At 61.0% G+C, this 16,455-nt stretch carries 19 protein-coding genes; 7 read left to right on the plus strand and 12 right to left on the minus strand.

Annotated features, from left to right (window positions below; translation table 11 throughout):
• Window positions 1-50: 50 nt before the first annotated feature.
• A complete protein-coding gene (locus ACZ5FP_RS06995; protein WP_058193722.1) occupies window positions 51-797 on the minus strand; it encodes a ferredoxin reductase in 747 nt (248 codons plus the stop codon).
• Complete coding sequence (locus ACZ5FP_RS07000; RefSeq protein WP_058193725.1) at window positions 790-1,395, minus strand: sulfite oxidase-like oxidoreductase; 606 nt, start codon at window positions 1,393-1,395, stop codon at window positions 790-792. Before ACZ5FP_RS07000 ends, ACZ5FP_RS06995 begins: the two co-directional genes overlap by 8 nt.
• Window positions 1,396-1,746: 351 nt before the next feature.
• Between ACZ5FP_RS07000 and nadE the strand changes: the two genes are divergently transcribed.
• From nadE to ACZ5FP_RS07020, 4 genes are all read left to right on the plus strand, one after another.
• Window positions 1,747-2,571: an ammonia-dependent NAD(+) synthetase gene (gene nadE / locus ACZ5FP_RS07005; protein WP_058193727.1), complete on the plus strand. Its 825-nt coding sequence runs from the start codon at window positions 1,747-1,749 to the stop codon at window positions 2,569-2,571.
• A 261-nt stretch (window positions 2,572-2,832) separates the two neighbouring features.
• Entirely contained in the window at window positions 2,833-3,306 is a 474-nt protein-coding gene (locus tag ACZ5FP_RS07010) for a peroxiredoxin family protein (protein WP_071537974.1), read from the plus strand.
• 3 nt (window positions 3,307-3,309) lie between these two features.
• The gene (locus ACZ5FP_RS07015; protein WP_058193732.1) at window positions 3,310-3,801 is read left to right on the plus strand and encodes a DM13 domain-containing protein; all 492 of its coding nucleotides are present in this window, start codon (window positions 3,310-3,312) and stop codon (window positions 3,799-3,801) included.
• An 8-nt stretch (window positions 3,802-3,809) separates the two neighbouring features.
• Window positions 3,810-5,069: an MFS transporter gene (locus tag ACZ5FP_RS07020; RefSeq protein ID WP_058193734.1), complete on the plus strand. Its 1,260-nt coding sequence runs from the start codon at window positions 3,810-3,812 to the stop codon at window positions 5,067-5,069.
• 427 nt (window positions 5,070-5,496) lie between these two features.
• Here ACZ5FP_RS07020 and ACZ5FP_RS07025 read toward each other — a convergent pair whose 3' ends face one another.
• From ACZ5FP_RS07025 to ACZ5FP_RS07055, 7 genes are all read right to left on the minus strand, one after another.
• A complete protein-coding gene (locus ACZ5FP_RS07025) occupies window positions 5,497-5,946 on the minus strand; it encodes a hypothetical protein (RefSeq protein ID WP_058193737.1) in 450 nt (149 codons plus the stop codon).
• An 84-nt stretch (window positions 5,947-6,030) separates the two neighbouring features.
• Window positions 6,031-6,603, minus strand: a complete 573-nt coding sequence (locus ACZ5FP_RS07030; protein WP_058193739.1) for a hypothetical protein — start codon at window positions 6,601-6,603, stop codon at window positions 6,031-6,033.
• Between the two features lie 94 nt (window positions 6,604-6,697).
• Complete coding sequence (locus tag ACZ5FP_RS07035) at window positions 6,698-7,663, minus strand: magnesium and cobalt transport protein CorA (protein WP_168846905.1); 966 nt, start codon at window positions 7,661-7,663, stop codon at window positions 6,698-6,700.
• Window positions 7,660-8,364, minus strand: coding sequence for a glutathione S-transferase N-terminal domain-containing protein (locus tag ACZ5FP_RS07040; RefSeq protein WP_058193743.1), 705 nt, complete (start codon window positions 8,362-8,364; stop codon window positions 7,660-7,662). The genes ACZ5FP_RS07035 and ACZ5FP_RS07040 overlap by 4 nt, the downstream gene beginning before the upstream one ends.
• A 132-nt stretch (window positions 8,365-8,496) precedes the next feature.
• Window positions 8,497-9,036, minus strand: coding sequence for a peptide-methionine (S)-S-oxide reductase MsrA (gene msrA, locus ACZ5FP_RS07045; RefSeq protein WP_058193745.1), 540 nt, complete (start codon window positions 9,034-9,036; stop codon window positions 8,497-8,499).
• Window position 9,037: 1 nt separating this feature from the next.
• Complete coding sequence (gene msrB, locus ACZ5FP_RS07050; protein ID WP_058193748.1) at window positions 9,038-9,481, minus strand: peptide-methionine (R)-S-oxide reductase MsrB; 444 nt, start codon at window positions 9,479-9,481, stop codon at window positions 9,038-9,040.
• 149 nt (window positions 9,482-9,630) lie between these two features.
• A complete protein-coding gene (locus tag ACZ5FP_RS07055) occupies window positions 9,631-10,506 on the minus strand; it encodes a LysR family transcriptional regulator (protein WP_170233918.1) in 876 nt (291 codons plus the stop codon).
• A 233-nt stretch (window positions 10,507-10,739) separates the two neighbouring features.
• Here ACZ5FP_RS07055 and ACZ5FP_RS07060 point away from each other — a divergent pair, with 233 nt between their 5' ends.
• The 3 genes from ACZ5FP_RS07060 (at window position 10,740) to ACZ5FP_RS07070 (ending at window position 13,342) form a co-directional block, all read left to right on the plus strand.
• Window positions 10,740-11,969: a bifunctional alpha/beta hydrolase/OsmC family protein gene (locus tag ACZ5FP_RS07060; protein WP_058193757.1), complete on the plus strand. Its 1,230-nt coding sequence runs from the start codon at window positions 10,740-10,742 to the stop codon at window positions 11,967-11,969.
• 44 nt (window positions 11,970-12,013) lie between these two features.
• Window positions 12,014-12,517 carry a peptide-methionine (S)-S-oxide reductase MsrA gene (msrA, locus tag ACZ5FP_RS07065; RefSeq protein ID WP_058193752.1) on the plus strand — a complete coding sequence of 168 codons (504 nt, stop codon included), beginning with the start codon at window positions 12,014-12,016 and terminating at the stop codon, window positions 12,515-12,517.
• A 66-nt stretch (window positions 12,518-12,583) separates the two neighbouring features.
• Window positions 12,584-13,342: a ZIP family metal transporter gene (locus ACZ5FP_RS07070; protein WP_069311316.1), complete on the plus strand. Its 759-nt coding sequence runs from the start codon at window positions 12,584-12,586 to the stop codon at window positions 13,340-13,342.
• Window positions 13,343-13,364: 22 nt separating this feature from the next.
• Here ACZ5FP_RS07070 and ACZ5FP_RS07075 read toward each other — a convergent pair whose 3' ends face one another.
• From ACZ5FP_RS07075 to istA, 3 genes are all read right to left on the minus strand, one after another.
• Window positions 13,365-13,859, minus strand: coding sequence for a MarR family winged helix-turn-helix transcriptional regulator (locus ACZ5FP_RS07075; RefSeq protein WP_210408504.1), 495 nt, complete (start codon window positions 13,857-13,859; stop codon window positions 13,365-13,367).
• A 310-nt stretch (window positions 13,860-14,169) separates the two neighbouring features.
• Window positions 14,170-14,898 (minus strand): IS21-like element helper ATPase IstB, encoded by a 729-nt coding sequence (istB, locus tag ACZ5FP_RS07080; protein ID WP_100962519.1) that lies wholly within the window; start codon window positions 14,896-14,898, stop codon window positions 14,170-14,172.
• Window positions 14,885-16,399 carry an IS21 family transposase gene (istA, locus tag ACZ5FP_RS07085; RefSeq protein ID WP_100962518.1) on the minus strand — a complete coding sequence of 505 codons (1,515 nt, stop codon included), beginning with the start codon at window positions 16,397-16,399 and terminating at the stop codon, window positions 14,885-14,887. Before istA ends, istB begins: the two co-directional genes overlap by 14 nt.
• Between the last annotated feature and the right edge of the window lie 56 nt (window positions 16,400-16,455).

The following is a 16,455-nucleotide window of genomic DNA, read 5'->3' on the forward strand; positions in this document are numbered from 1 at the left end:
GGCCGTAGTTGAGCGCTTTCGTCTGGAGGGATTCGACCATTTCGCTGCCTCTACCCTCCATAGCGCTCAGTCTTAATGATCGAGGCGTCGAGCCCGGCCGCTAACGCGCCGTCCGTCGCGATGTTGACGAAACCGTTGGACCCGCAAACGAACACGTGGGCAGGATCTCGACCCAGGCGGGCGATCGTCTCCTTGACCATCTCGGCGTCGATCCGTCGGCCAAAGTCCGAGGCGCGCATTGGCGCTTCGCGCGTTATCGCGACGGCTAGGACCAACGCAGAATCACGCATCTCGATCGAGCGAAGTTCGCTGGAGAAGAGTACGTCGCGACTGGTCCGAGCGGACAAGAGCAGCGCAACTGGAACGGCCTGGGCCAGTGCTTGGCGCTGCCTGATCATTGCCATCAGTGGGACCAAGCCCGAACCTGCGCCGATCAGCAGCACCGGGTCGTCAGCAGGTTCGGGCCACAAAAAGTGGCCACCGAGAGGACCTCTAAGTTCGATTTCGTCGCCAGGAGCGGCGACGTCGTGGAAGAACGGCGAGACTTCGCCATCGGGCAGACGCTCTATTGCCAACTCGAGGATCGGGGACGAGGCAGCCGACGATGCAATCGAATAGCTGCGCATCGCTTGATAGCCATTGGGGGCGGTCAGGCGCACGTCAACGTGCTGGCCGGCGGTATGGAAGAAAGGCTCCCGTAGCAGCAGGAAAAAGCTCTTTATACTTGGGGTCTGCTGGACGATCTCGTCGATCACACATGACTGCCACGACGCGGGTTGCGCGTCGATCTCAGTCATGGGTGTACCGTTGTTCGCGCCACGGATCGCCGTAGATGTGATAGCCGCGCAGTTCCCAGAAGCCAGCTTCATCACGCGTCGTGAACTGCAGCCCATTCACCCATTTGGCGGACTTCCAAAAGTATAGATGAGGTACTAGCAGGCGCGCCGGTCCGCCATGATCACGGGGAAGCGGCTCGCCCGCATACCCAGTCGCGACCATCGCCTTACCGGCCAGAAGGTCGGCGAGCGGGACATTGGTCGAATAGCCATCGTAGCAGTGGGCCAAGACGAAATCGGTGGGCCGCTCGAGTCCTGCATCCGCGAGGATGTCTTCGATCAGCACGCCTTCCCACTTGGTGTCGAGCTTCGACCATGACGTAACGCAGTGTATGTCTTTAGTTACGTTGGTTTTCGGAAGGGCGTTAAACTCGCTCCAGGTCCAGACCTTGATCGGCTTTGGACCGATCTTGACCGTAAACTTCCAGTCGGATGTCTCGATACGTGGCGTCGGTCCCGCGGTCAGTACGGGAAAATTTTCTACGAGATGTTGACCCGGCGGAATGCGGCCATCGTGGTCGCCGCCTGAACCGCGGCCGGTGAAACCTCTGGTGACCATGCCGAACCCCCTTGCTCGTCACGACAGACCGGAACCGACTTAATCTCAGGCTACTGCGTAGATGATCTTCGCACTTGCATGATGCCGAATGGATCGACAGGCTGAAACTCAGACAACCGAATGCCGTATCAGTATAGATCTGTTTATCATCACTATGAATCGCGCTAATCGCACCTCGACTATAGCGGTAGAGCAGCATCTTTGCCCAATGTCTGCTCGCTATAGTTTCAATACCTTCCGACCAGCGTTGCACGCGTATGTGCGCCCGTGGGATGTTAGGCGAACGCCGCCGGCTGTCGGACGGAGAAGGCACGGTCATCGCCTGCTTGCGGTTCACGTCATGAGGTCGCCATGCACGCTCAAGCTGAAATCATCGCAGCGCTCGGCGTCTCTCAAACGTTCGATGCTGAACAAGAGGCCGCGAGCCGTATCGGCTTCCTTCGCGATTATTTGAGAAGGTCTGGCCAGCGAGCGTATGTGCTTGGAATCAGCGGGGGCGTCGATTCCCTGACCGCGGGCCTGCTGGCGCAATCGGCCGTGAAGGAGCTTCGCCGCACCGGGTACGAGTGCGAGTTTCTTGCGGTGCGGCTACCTTATGGCATTCAGTCGGATGAGCACGATGCTCAACTTGCTCTCTCGACGATCAAGCCTGACCGTACGGTGGCGATCAATGTGAGGCCCGCAACGGACGCTCTTTGGGCGGAACTGACGTACTCCGGATACGATCCAGTTGATCCTCACGACCGCGGCAGAGCGCTAGGTAACGTCAAGGCGCGCCAGCGCATGATTGCTCAATTCGCGCTCGCTGGAAGCCTGGGTGGCCTAGTGATCGGTACGGACCATGCAGCGGAAGCGGTCATGGGGTTCTTCACCAAATTTGGCGATGGCGCCGCGGATGTTCTGCCTCTCGCGGGTCTCAACAAGCGACGTGTTCGCGCGATTGGGGTTCACCTTGGCGCCCCGCCTGAGATAATCGGCAAGGTTCCGACTGCGGATTTGGACGATCTCATGCCGTTGCGCCCAGATGAGGATGTCTACGGCGTGACCTACGATGAGATCGACGATTACCTCGAGGGACGCGTCGTGGCGCCGACGGCTGTAGAGACAATCGAAGAAGCGTACCGAGCGACAGCCCACAAACGTAAGCTACCTGCTGCGCCCGCTTTCCAGATTTGACGTCACCCAGGTCGAACGCACGCTCCGATTTGCTCCCGTCGAAGATATAGAAACTATGTCACGTCGCTATTGGAAAAGTTCAGCGTGGGAATTCATAGTCGATCACGCGAACGCTTTGTTTCGATGGGTATAGTTGCGAAGAGCATTGGTCTCATCGACCACGCGACCCTCTGGCTCAGGGAGCAGTAACGCATAGCAAAGCCGCTGTGGACGCGATGTTTCGCCAGGCATCGGGTGTCTGCATCGTGGTTGGAGAGAAGAATGAGCCCGGCCGAACGTCAAGCTCCTCAGCTTCGTGTGCAACGGTGGATCGGTGTAGATGGCGGCAACCTCGCCACGCCGATCCAACTATCGGATCTGGGCGTAGGCCCGAAGATCGTGTTCGCGTTTCAGCATTGGTGCCGTGGCTGCCATCTGCATGGATTTCCCACTCTGCAGAAATTGCACGGAGCGCTGGAATCCAGAGGTGTCGGGTTTGCAGTGATCCAAACGGTCTTCGAAGGTGCCCACGAAAATACCTTCGAGAAACTGCGCATCAATCAAGTCGAATACAATCTCCCCATTGCTTTCGGGCATGACGAGCCGCCAGCTGGCGCGGCTTTTCCCACATTCATGGAAGATTACAGAACACGGGGAACGCCGTGGTTTACCGTCATCAACGCCAACGGTCGCATCGTCTTCTCGGATTTTCATCTCGACGCGGATCGTTTGGTGGCGGAACTGGAGAGCACGTGAAAGATGCCACGTTGGCTCATTCTAGCCGCCACCCATATCGCCGCCGCCGCCGCAGGCTTTGCTGGTGGCATCTACATGCTCCCGATCCTGACCGCGCCGGTTTCGCCGACCGAAGCTGTCCTGCGCAGCTCGACGCCTGAAGCGCTTTATTCCGGAAGGCTTGTTCGGGATCTCGCCGGCAGCGACCTGCTGCATTGGGGCGAAGGTGAAGTGCGGGTCTTGCCTCTCCGGATCGCGCACATCGGCCGCCTCTCGCCGGGGCCGGACTACAAGCTCTATCTCACCCCACACTTCGTCGACACAGAGGAAGCGTTCCTCGCGATCAAGGACGCATCCGCTCGGGTGGGCGATGTGAAAACGTTCAACGGCTTCATCGTAGAGGTGCCCGCCGATATCGATGTTCGAGACTACAGCACCGTTGTCATCTGGTGCGAAGCCTTTGCTCAGTTCATCAGTTCCGCGGAGTATCAGCCTCCGCGTCAGGCTCGGAAATGAGCCAGGCGATGGACGACGTAAAGGCAGCGTGCGCGCGGGGACTCGTTTTGGCTCCGGTTGCGGCGCTGTTGTTAAGTGTCGCCACACTGCTCCTGGGCAATGGTCTGCTGGGTACTCTCCTGATTGTGAGAGCTGGTCAGGAAGGCTTCTCGGCCGGGACGATCAGCGCAATGATGTCCTTTTATTTCGCGGGCTTCACGATCGGCGCGCTGGTTTTGCCCCGGATCATCGTGTCTGTCGGTCACGTCAGGACCTTCGCTGGCTTCGCGGCGATCGCTTCGATGACTTCTCTCCTCCATGTCGCATTCGTAGACGCGAGCGCATGGATGCCACTTCGGCTTGTAACCGGCTTCGCCTATGCCGGCATGATCCTTGCGACTGAGAGTTGGCTCAACGCTCACGCTATTCCGTCCACACGCGGTCAGCTCTTGTCGATCTTCGGCGTCGTTTCGATGGGCTCGTGGGCTCTTGGCCAAGCACTTCTAAACGTGGCCCCACCTGCAGACGTGACCCTGTTCCTGATCGTCTCACTGCTGATATCGGCGGCGGTCGTCCCAGTCACTCTGCTGCCCAGCCATCCGCCGGCCGATGTTCGACAGGAACCCGTCGCCTTCCGCGATCTTTTCGCGGTCTCGCCTCTAGCATCGGTCGGCGTCTTCCTGGCGGGCCTGGCCATAGGCGGTTTCTGGGGCTTGGGACCTAACTTTGCACAGAGGATCGGCCTCGATGTGGGCGGCATATCCGCGTTCATGGCGGCAGTCCTTGGTGGGACGCTCGCCCTGCAATGGCCTCTCGGATGGCTATCGGACCAGGTGTCGCGAAACCTCGTCATCGCCGGCGCGGCCCTGGCTTCCGCAGCGTCCGCTATCGCCGTAGCGATGGCGGCGGACGCGCCTCTGCCTCTGCTACTCGCCGCGGGCGCGCTGTTCGGCGGCTTCGGCATTCCCATCTATTCGCTATGTCTAGCCGTCGCCAACGACGATCTTCCTGCGGGTCGGCTTCTGGGCACAGCTCGCGGGCTTCTTCTGCTCAACGGTATCGGGACCGCTGCTGGGCCGCTCATCGGGGGAGTAGTGATGGATTTAGTGGGGCCCGGCGGCTTGTTTCTCTACGCGGCGGCGTTGCTCACTGCGCTGGCGGTGTTGGCCGGTGCGCGCAGGCGTACTCACCGCGCCATCGAGACACGCGCCATACGCTGCCCAAGCACGGCGATGATCACCGGATCCCTCGATGCGATGATAACAACGCAAGCTAAGCCACAGAAATGATCATTCGCGGCCGAAGGCCAGTCAGCTGATGCAGACGCTTGGCCCAAACGAAGCGAAGCCCGCCATGGACGAGACAGTGTGTGCTCCCGCTCAAAGCGGGGCCCATGAAATGAAGCGGGGTGCTCTTGCCATCCTTCCCTTGGCGTTGGGAGCCAGCGTGTATGGCATGGCCTTCGGTCTTCTGGCTGTGCAGGTAGGCTTTCCGTGGTGGGGCGTGGGGATCATGAGCGTCTCTAGGGGCATAAACTCAACATCGGTTCGATGTAACGGCCCCGGGAGATAGCCGTTGGGTCGGCAAGGCTTTTGACGCTATCTGTCCGCAGCCTCACCCCCCAGATGTTGTGTGTGCCAACCGCTGGGCCGCGGCCGCCTAAGATCCGGATTGAATTTCTGTGGGGCTGCATAATGCAGCACGGCGGGTCCTCGCCTAGGCAACGGCCTCAACGGTGAGGTCCCGGCCGTTGAACTGCACGGTTTCACCCGCCCGCGCACCCTCGATCGCCTCGAAGATCGGGGCCATCGTGGAAATACCCATGAGCTCACGCCCATGACAGGTAAACCTACTCGTCGACACTGCGATCACGAAGTACTTGCCGGACAGCTTGATGACGGCGCCCTCCGCAACGGCTGACTTCGGCCCGAAATCGATCGCACGCAGCTTGTCGAGCTTATCCGCATAATCATCGAGAGTGTCGTCGAGCGCTTCAGCGAAATCGCTTGCGACCTCGGCTTGCGCCTGCTCGTCGTTCTCTATCGGCTCGCTCCGATCGAGGCGCGCGGTGGAAACGTAATCGAGATAGTTGTCTCGAGCGCTGTGTAGTGCGGCCGTCTCAAGCGACAGCATGGTCTCCCGAATGTGGTCTTTGTTCCAGTCCATCTTGTCCTCGTTACTTCGTGATTTGGAGCCGACGCACATCCTGGGCGATTGCTCGAGAAGCGGTCTCCGCGAACAGCGAACGAGTCATTCGTCGCTAATGACGTCTTCGCCCTGGTAGGGAATTCTGATTAGCCGAGGGTCCCGAATGATGCTCGTGACGAGCCAAACGTAGGACTGTTCTGCAGTATCGAAGCCGAGGATGCTGAATGCGCCCCCGAACGGACACGCTGGAAAGTCCGGAAAGCCCTCTCTCAACACGTAGCGCTCCGGATCGCGATCGAACTCGCTTTTATAGACCTTGCGCAGCCCATGCTTGCTCGGGACGTCCTCGTCGCCAGCCGGGGCTGTCTCGCGGTGCTCGATAAGCCGTTCAGACAGGTCGCGGTGACATATCTCGTCAAATACGTCGAACGCATCGATCAGCAGGCCTTTGTGCTCGGTCGCCGGATCGGTGATGGCGTAAATGTTGGACGCGTCTTCGGCCCCGTCCCCGCTTTCGAGACGCAATGCTGCGTCGACGCGAATGCTGCATGGATCGAGCGTTGATCCGAGTTCGAGATCGACGAGAGCGCCGTCCTTCACGCGATATTCTCGGTCATAGCCTTTCGCCACGAAGGACTGCACGGCATCCAGAACGTCTGTCACTTGGGTCGGCATAAACGCACCTCGAATTCGCATTGGAAGGATCGCGCCAGGGCGGAGAGCACGCAATGGCGCATCGACCAATCAGCGCGCGAAGCGTGGGCTTCCGTCATAGCCATTTTGCTCGCTTGAAGCGCACGAACAGGAACAGGCAGAACGTCAACATCAGTCCGAGCACGACGAAGTAGCCGTAGGCTGTATCCAGCTCAGGCATGTTCCTGAAGTTCATCCCGTATATCCCCGCTATGGCCGTCGGGACCGCAAGGATGGCCGCCCAGGCCGCGAGTTGGCGCGTGATGACACCTGTTCTCTGCGCTTCCAGCAGGCTGCTGAATTCGAAAACAGTGGACAACACCTGGAGGAGGCCGTCGACCATGGACTGAACGCGATCGACATGGTCCGCGACGTCGTTGAAGTAGGGGCGAACTTCAGCGCTGATGCATGGAAAGTGTCCGCGCACGAGCTTGCGCACCAGCTCCGCCATAGCGCCGAGCGTACGCTGAAAGCGCGTTAGCTCGCATCGTAAGCCGAAGATGCGGGCGACTTCCTCTCGCCCGAGGAAATCGTCGAGCGACCGCCTCTCCATCTCGAGAACGTCATCTTCGATCATTTCGAAGATGGGAAGATACTGATCTACGATCCGGTGCAGGATCGCGTGAAGGACGTAATCGACGCCCTTTCCGAACTGGGCGGGCGAGCCCTCCAGTTGCTCTCGAAGATTGCCCAATGCCCCGGCGTTGCCGTGGCGCACGGTGATGAGGTGGTTATGGCCAGTGAACATCGTTTTGCCGTAGCGTATGCGATCTCCAACCAGCTCGGCCGTCTGGGCGACGACGTAAAGCTCGCCATTGTAAACTTCGAGCTTCGGCGGGCACATCGGGTGCATCGCGTTGTCGATCGCCAATGGATGCAGATTGTAGGTCGCCTGAAGCGTCTTCAGTTCGCCTATTGACGGCTCGCTGAGCCCAATCCAGCAGAAGCCCGAACGGCTCTTGTCGAGCTCGACGCGCTCGTCGATCGCGACTTCGCGGATCCGCCGACCCTCGTTGTAGTAATACGCGGCGATGACGCTCATGCCGGCCTCGCCGGGATGAGCAGGCCCCGCTGCACAGCTGGCCGAGCAAGGCCGCGGTCTAGCCACGCTCGGACGTTCCGGTGATCGTCAAGGCGCAGCAGGTCGCCGGCGTCATAGCTGCCGACCAGGGCATTGACCCAGCCGAGCGTCGCAATGTCGGCGACGGAGTAGTCCTCGACGATCCAGTTGCGCCCTTCGAGCTGGCGATCCAACACCCCCAGGAGGCGCTTGGACTCGTCGGCGAACCGCTGCTGAGGCCGCTTGTCCTCATAGTCCTTGCCGCCCCAACGCAGGAAGAAACCCAGTTGACCGAACATCGGGCCGATCGCCGACATTTGGAAAAATACCCAACTGAGCGCTTCGTAACGCCTGGCTGCCGCCGCTGGGATCAGTTGGCCGGTCTTCTCGGCAAGATAGACGAGGATCGCACCGGATTCCCAAAGACCGAGCGGCTCACCGTCCGGACCGGATGGGTCAATGATCGCGGGTATGCGGCCGTTGGGATTTAGAGACACGAAAGCCGGGTCTTTGGTCTCATTCCGGCTGATGTCGATGAAGTGCGGCTCGTATGGGAGGCCGGTCTCCTCCAGCATGATGGAGACCTTGACGCCGTTTGGCGTCGGAGCCGCATAGAGCTGCAACAGATCAGTGTTGGAGGCGGGCCAGCGCTGAGTGATCGGAAACGATGAAAGGTCTGGCATGCTGGGCGATCCCACAACGTGATTTCAGCGAAGAAGCGTGACCGCCTGATTGGCTGGCTCGGGGACCGCATCGCTGGTCGATGCGGTCCCGATGCTTACGATCCAGGGGCTTAGCCGCGCTGGCCGTTGCAGCTATTCCGCTGCCTCTCCGGCGGTGCGCTGAGTGTCGCCAGCGTCATTACGTTTGGGGAGCACCCAGTTTGCGCGAGGGAAATGGCAGGTGTAGCCACCCGGCCGCTTCTCCAGATAATCCTGGTGCTCTGGCTCTGCTTCCCAGAAATCCCCAACGGGTTCGACTTCGGTGACCACCTTGCCGTCCCACAGTCCGGATGCGTCAACATCAGCGATCGTGTCTTCTGCGACGCGCTTTTGTTCGTCGTCGACGTAGTAGATGCCCGACCGGTATGAGAGTCCGCGGTCATTGCCCTGACGGTTCTTCGTGGTCGGATCGTGGATCTGGAAAAAATACTCCAGGATGTTGCGATAGTTCGTCACCTCGGGGTCGAAGATGATTTCGATCCCTTCGGCATGCGTGCCATGATTGCGATAGGTGGCGTTTGGCACGTCGCCACCGGTGTAACCCACGCGGGTCGAGACGATTCCGGGCTGCTTGCGGATCAGATCCTGCATACCCCAGAAGCACCCGCCTGCGAGAACAGCGCGCTGCTGCATGTTAGGCCTCCTCTACTTGATCGAGATATTCACCGTAGCCCGCGGCTTCCATCTCATCGCGTGGGATGAAGCGAAGCGCTGCTGAGTTGATGCAGTAGCGCAGGCCGCCGCGGTCGGACGGACCATCCGGAAACACGTGACCGAGATGGCTGTCGCCGTGTACTGAGCGAACTTCAGTCCGTACCATCCCATGCGAGCTGTCTCGAACCTCGTTGACGTGCGCCGGGACGATCGGCTTGGTGAAACTCGGCCAGCCGGTGCCCGACTCGAACTTGTCCGTCGACGCGAACAACGGCTCACCGGATACGACGTCGACGTAGATGCCCGCCTCCTTGTTATCGTTGTACTCGCCGGTGAAGGGCCGCTCGGTGCCGTCCTGCTGGGTGACCCGGCGCTGTTCCGGCGTCAGGCGCTCAATTGCTTCCTTTGATTTCTCAAACTTCATGATGGTCTCCAATACTTAGTTAGAGGTCCAGGCACACTACGTTCAGTTTATCTTTGCGGTGGTCGCCTCAACTATCGCAGCGGCTCCAGTTTTTATCCAATACGTCGTGTGTATAGTTTTGATACCGCCCGTGCACTTTGCTTGCGAGGTCAACTCCACTCGTAACGCGCTGCGAGTTGTGCAATTTTCCGTATCTCGACCGGCGCCGTGGACCCTGAAACGGTCGCGATCACCACCTCACGTTCCAGGGCGAAACCCTCAATCGGTCTGGTTACCAAGCCAGGCGCGGCAGCCGATCGTTCAGGCAGAATGCAAATCCCCCGCCCTTCAGCGACGACACGCTGGACCCAATCATCTCGATCTGAGCGAAAACGAGGGCGGACGAGCACCTCCCGCCGAGCGAAGTGATCGAGGATCTGATCGCGGAACTCGCATTTCAGCCGATCCACGAACGGGAAGGCCAGGAGGTCTTCGCCGCGAACGGTGTCGGTCTCCGCTAAAGGGTGATTGACGGAGCAGCCCAGCACGAACCGTTCCTTGAACAGGGGCCGGACATCGAGCTTGCGGTCCGGTCTCGATTCGCGGGGTAGGATGCAAGCATGGTACTTACCTGAGAGCACCTCCGACGTGTCTTCGCTCGACTGTAGCGAATGCAGTTTGATCTCGATTGACGGAACCTCTTCCAAGGCGCTGTCGAAAAATGTCGTGAAAGCCTTTGGGCCGACCGTCGGAGCGACCGCGACATCGAGAACGCGGTGTCGTCCCATGGCCCAGTTTTCCGAGTGATGCCTTACGCTTTTCATCGCGACCAGCATGCGGCGGAACTCGAGTTCGACATCCTGACCGAGGCCGGTGAGCCTGCTGTTCTTCCCGTCACGATAAATCAGCGGTCCACCCAGTTCTTCCTCCAGGCGGCGGATCGCGCGGGTCAGGCTTGGTTGGGAGACACCACTAAGACGAGCAGCTGCCGTGAAATTCAGCGTCTCGGCCAAGTTGATGAAATAGCTGACCTGATTGAGTTCCATAGCCCTTCGGCCCGTGCGCCTGACAGATGCTACCGCTGACTGAACGTCCCCCGCGGACGCCCTACAGAAGTATGCGCGACGCATATAATCATGACCGAGGGGCTTGTCTATATGCGCCACGCATATAAAAGAGATGTCCTGCGGTGCTGGGTTTGGTCGCGAATATGTCGATCGGTTCGGCCGAGTTTGCGCGCTGGCACGCTCGCACCGCGGCGTGTGGGAGGCTCGAAGACATGGCAGGCACTGCGTTCACGTTTCTCAACGCGGCAGGTTCACGGATTTCCGGGCGGCTAGAACCCCCGGAGGGAACACCTCGCGGCTGGGCGATTTTCGCCCATTGCTTCACCTGCGGAAAAGACAACCGTGCCGCAGTTCACATATCGCGCGCGTTGTCGCGCGCGGGCATCGGCGTCTTGAGATTTGACTTTGCCGGCGCTGGGATCGGCGAGCCGACCGCCGATGCTTTGAACTTCGCCTCGGACGTTCAGGATATCAGGTCAGGCGCAAAGGCGATGAAGGCCGCCGGTAAGACCCCCTCTCTTCTTATCGGGCATAGTCTTGGCGGCCTTGCAGCAATCGTAGCCGCGTCAGAGCTACCAGATGTCGCTGCGGTGGCAACGATCGGTGCGCCGGCGGACCTGCACCATATCCTGAGCATCTTTAAGCAAGATGACCTCGACGCCATCAGGGAAGACGGGGAAGCCTCGGTCGAAATCGCCGGTCGATCATTCGTGATCAGTCGTAGCTTCATCGAGTCTTTGCAAGCAATCGATGTGGAGACGGCCATCAACTCACTACGACGTCCGGTGCTGGTTATGCACTCCCCGGTCGATCAGGTGGTTGGGATCAACCATGCGTCGCGCATCTTCGTCTCCTCGCGCCACCCAAAGAGCTTCATATCGCTTGATACGGCGGATCACCTCCTCAGCGATGCAGGCGACGCGAACTACGCTGCCGCTATGGTCGCTGCCTGGGCCAACCGCTTTCTTCCGCCACTCGTGGACGACCTCCCGCAAGTTGAAGCGGCGAAGGGCGTGAGCGCCACGGAGACGCTAGCCGGAAAGTTCCAGCTTACGGTGCGCAGCGGCGAGCACACTTTGTTTGCGGACGAGCCGCCGTCGGTCGGCGGACTTGGCAGCGGATTGTCCCCTTATGAATTGGTGTCAGCCGGTCTAGCGGCCTGCACCGTCATGACGATGCGACTTTACGCGAACCGCAAGGGATTTCCGCTTGAGCGCGCGAGCACGACCGTCGAGCACATGAAAGTGGCAGATATGATGCCCCCCGATCGCTTCAAACGGACGGTCGTTCTGGAGGGGCCGTTGAGTGATGAGCAGCGTGCGCGGATACTTGAGATTGCTGATCGCTGTCCGGTGGACTTGACGCTCCTCCGAGGGTCGGATGTGCAAACCGAGTTGATAGACGGATTAGCATTCATCACGCCCACGAAGGTGGAGCCGTAATCGTGACTTCCGCAAAAAGTCACGGTCAATCAGTTAGCGAAACCATGCGTCGAGAACGCGCAATCCTTGCTGGTGGGTGTTTCTGGGGCTTGGAGGATTTGTTTCGGCGAGCCAGGGGGGTCGTAGGCACGCGCGTTGGCTACATAGGCGGAGAGATGCCTGACCCTACATATGCTCGTCATCATGGCCATGCGGAAGCGGTTGAGATCACATTTGATCCGGCGGTGACGAGCTATCGCAAGATCCTGGAATATTTCTTCCAGATCCACGACCCGACAACTTACGAGCAGCAAGGTAGCGACGTCGGTCCAAGCTATCGTTCGGCGATCTTTTACACGTCGCAGGCCCAAATGGACGTGGCCTTAAAAACGATCGCCGAGATCGAAGCGTCAGGCCGCTGGCCTGGCCCGGTGGTATCCGAAATCAACCCGGAGGAGCCGTTCTGGGAGGCGGAAGCTGAGCACCAACTCTATCTCGCCCGGAATCCCCAGGGTTATAGCTGCCATTTCGAGCGAGCGAATTGGCGCTTGGACAGGTCAGATCGATGAGTTCCAAACTGGCGCGGCTTTGTCTCATGTTCGGCTTCGCGTCTCGCGATGCGAAGCGAGGTCGTGATGCCTGAGTACGTGATCGCGGGCCTGTGGGGATTGCTGTCAGGCAGTGGGCTGCTTGTCGGCGCGATCGTCGCGGATGCCCTCTTTGGCAAGCTCACTCACCGCATGATTTCAGCCGTCATGGGCTTTGGCGGCGGTGTTTTGATAGCAGTTGTAGCCACCGAGCTCATTGGAGAACGGGTCTCGGACGATCTCGGGCCCACAGCGGTCATCGCGCTGCTTGCCGGCGCTGCGATCTTCAGCGGAGCCAATTTCTACCTGTCTCGGCGTGGCGCGAAGAATCGCAAGCGATGCGGTGAATGCACCGAGCAGCCGCGTGAGGGCGAGCAGCACGGGAGCGGCGCTGCGATCGCGCTCGGCAGCGTCCTTGACGGCATCCCGGAAGCGATGGTGATCGGGATGTCGGTCGCGAACGGCGGCGCGATCAGCGTTGCGGTGATCGCTGGATTCTTTCTCGCAAACGTGCCGCAGGGTCTGTCGAGTACATCGGGTATGAAAGTCGCCGGGCGATCTCGACGCTACATCTTCACGATCTGGATCGGCATCCCACTTCTCGTGGGCATTTCAGCAGCTTTGGGCAATCTGCTTTTTGGTTCGGCCGATACGCAAGCTCCCGCAATTCTTTCCTTCGCTGCGGGCGCGGTCATCGCGATGCTGGCTGAGGCAATGATTCCAGAAGCCTTCGAAAAGGCGCCTCCGTTCATCGGTTTCATAACCGTTGTGGGCTTCCTCGCAGCTTATTTGATCGCGCAGCACTGACGCCGCCACGTCAACAAGCTGGTTACGCGCCGTCGCTGCCTTCTCGATCCACGCCTCTTTCGTGCAGTTCGGCGTCGATTGGACAGTTGGTGCAGCCATCGTAGCAGCAGAGCCGACAAATCCGATATGAGTGCTCGAGGTTCTCCAAACGAGCGCGGAGGACGCGTTCGGCGATATCGCACAGGAGCTTCACTTCGGCAGGATCGAGGATCGAAAGACCCTCGGCGATGACTTCGTCCCGCGATGCGAGCACGCCGTCGCTCGCAACCTTCCCTGACTCAGTGAGATAGAGAGACCGCGTGCGTCCGTCTGTTGAATGACCCCGGCGTTCGATCAGCCCTTCGGCCGCTAGCCGGTCCACGAGACGAACCGTTCCTGCGTGTGACAGGCCCACGCCGACCGCGAGCATACGAATAGATAGCCCAGGCTTGTGCGCGAGCAGCGCCAATGCAGAGGCAGCAGGGCCAGCTTCCGGCGCCCGCGATGAACTAGCGCGAACGATGTCGTCGCTGATCATGAGTGCGAACGCCCCGAAAATGTTGCGATCTCGAGGTCCATCCATTGCCGCATCTATATGTGCGCGGAGCATAGACAGCAAGCCAAACTCTTACACGATTTGCGGTGTAAATAGGCGTCGAACCGGGACCCCATATCGGCGTGCAATAGGGACCCCCTTTGCGGGTTGGGGGGCGGTTGTCCCGGTAGTCCATAGGAGGGACCCACGGCCGGCGCCGCGCGCCCCCCTCAAGCGCTGGCGGTGCCGGCCGTGGGAGGTTCCTGTGGACCCACCGGGTCAACCGCCGGGTGGGGGGTCTGGGGGGAGGGTTTTAGCTCCGGTTTCTGAGCCGCCAGCTGTCGTTGCCAGTCTCGACGATGTCGCAGTGATGGGTGATGCGGTCGAGCAGCGCGGCCGTCATCTTGGGGTCGCCGAAGACGGTCGGCCATTCACCGAACGCCAGGTTCGTGGTGATGATCACCGAGGTGCGCTCGTAGAGCTTGCTGACGAGGTGGAACAGCAACTGGCCGCCCGAGCGGGCGAACGGCAGATAGCCGAGCTCATCGAGCACGACGAGGTCGAGGCGGGAGAGCTGGGCCGCAAGCGTACCGGCCTTGCCGAGGCGGCTCTCTTCCTCGAGCCGGTTCACCAGATCCACGGTGTTGAAGTAGCGGCCGCGGGCGCCGGCACGCACGACGCTGGCGGTGATTGCGATCGCCAGGTGAGTCTTCCCAGTCCCGGTGCCGCCGACCAGGACGATGTTGCGCTGGCCGGGCAGGAACGAGCCGGCATGTAGCGAGCGCACCAGTTGTTCGTCGATCAGCGTCCCCTCGAACACGAACGCATCGATGTCCTTCACCGCCGGCAGCCTGGCCGCGGTCATGCGATAGCGGATCGATGCCGCATGGCGATGGGCAGCCTCAGCGCGCAGCAGATCGGTCAGGATCTCCATGGCGGTGCGCTTGCGCTGGATGCCGGTGGTGACCGCCTCGTCGAAGGCGCCAGCCATGCCCTTGAGGCCCAGGCCGCTCATGGCGGCGATCATCTCATGCCGCTGCACGGGCGCCTCGCAGCAGGTCGTAGCGAGCACAGTCCGCGGCCGGCGGGCGGCTGAGCGCCAGCGCTTCGGACGTGGCGATGGTCGGTGGCCGGGGCGGCTCACGACGCCGTGCCAGGATATTGAGGATCACGTCATCGCTGGCAGCACCGGCGGCCAGCGCCTCGCGGATCGCGGCCTCGACCGCTTCGAGCCCGTCGGTCAGCACGGCAGAGAGCACGCGCACGAACCGGCGGTCGGCTTCATCGCCCGTCCCCAGCTTGCGCCTGAGCCGCGCCAGTGCCGGTGGCAGATCCCAGTCCTGGAACGGTGCCCCGTTCCTCAAGGCGCCCGGCTTCTTGGCCAGCACTGGCAGGTAATGCCAGGGATCAAGGATCATCCGATCCCGGCCGAAGAAGCGGGGATGCTCGGCGACCACCTCGTCGTCCAGGCGCACCACGATCCGGTCGGCGTAGGCGCGCACCTGCACCGCGCGTCGGGCCGCCTTGGCCATGACCGAGTAGCGGTTGCGGTCGAAGCTTATCAGGCAGGTGCCGGTCACCGCGTGCGGCGTCTCGTGGAAGCCATCGAACGGCGCCAGCATCACCTGGAGCGACGGGCGCTCGGCGTCCCATGCCTCGGCGATGGTCAGCTCGCGCTGATCGGGATGAGGATGCAGCGCTGCCCAGCGGCGGCACTCAGCCTCCAGCCACCCATTCAGCTCCTCCAGGCTCGCAAAGCGCAGCCGGGGCTGGAAGAACCGGCCCCGGATCGTCTGCACCTGGTGCTCGACCTGGCCCTTCTCCCAACCGGCCGCCGGCGAACAGGCGACGGGCTCGATCATGTAGTGGTCGGCCATGATCAGGAACCGGCGGTTGAAGACCCGCTCCTTGCCCGTGAACACCGTCGTCACCGCGGTCTTCATGTTGTCATAGATCCCCCGCGTCGGCACGCCGCCGAAGAAGGCGAACGCCCGCGCGTGGGCATCGAAGACCATCTCCTGCGTCTCGCGAGGATAGGCCCGCACGAACACCGCCCGCGATGCGCAAAGCCGCATATGCGCGACCTTCACGCGCATCGGCTTGCCAGCGATCTCCACATCCTCGTGGCTCCAGTCGAACTGGTATGCCTCGCCGGGCCGGAACATCAGCGGGATGAACGCCGCTGCGCCGTCGCCCGCATCCTTGCGCCGGTTATCCAGCCAGCGCTTCGCATAGCGCCTCACTGCATCGTAGGAGCCGTCGAACCCCTCGCGCAGCAGCAGGTCATGGATCCGCGTCATCCGCAGCCGCTCGCGCCGGGGCCGTGCCTCGTTCTCCGTCAGCAGAGTGTCTAGGCGCTCCTGGAACGGGCCGATCCGGGGAAGCGGCTGCACTGACCGCCGATAAGCAAAGCCCGCCTCCGGAGCGCGGATCGCCTTCCTCACCACCTTGCGCGACACCCGCAGGTCTCGCGCGATCGCCTTGATCGACTTACCATCGGCGTGCTCGCGCCGGATCCTTACCACCGTCTCCAAAATCAACATCCCGATCCCGCCGCTTGGCTACAACCAAGCCGACGCACCTAAACCATCGAGGTGGG

The sequence above is a fragment of the Phyllobacterium sp. T2-21 genome, from assembly GCF_055378485.1.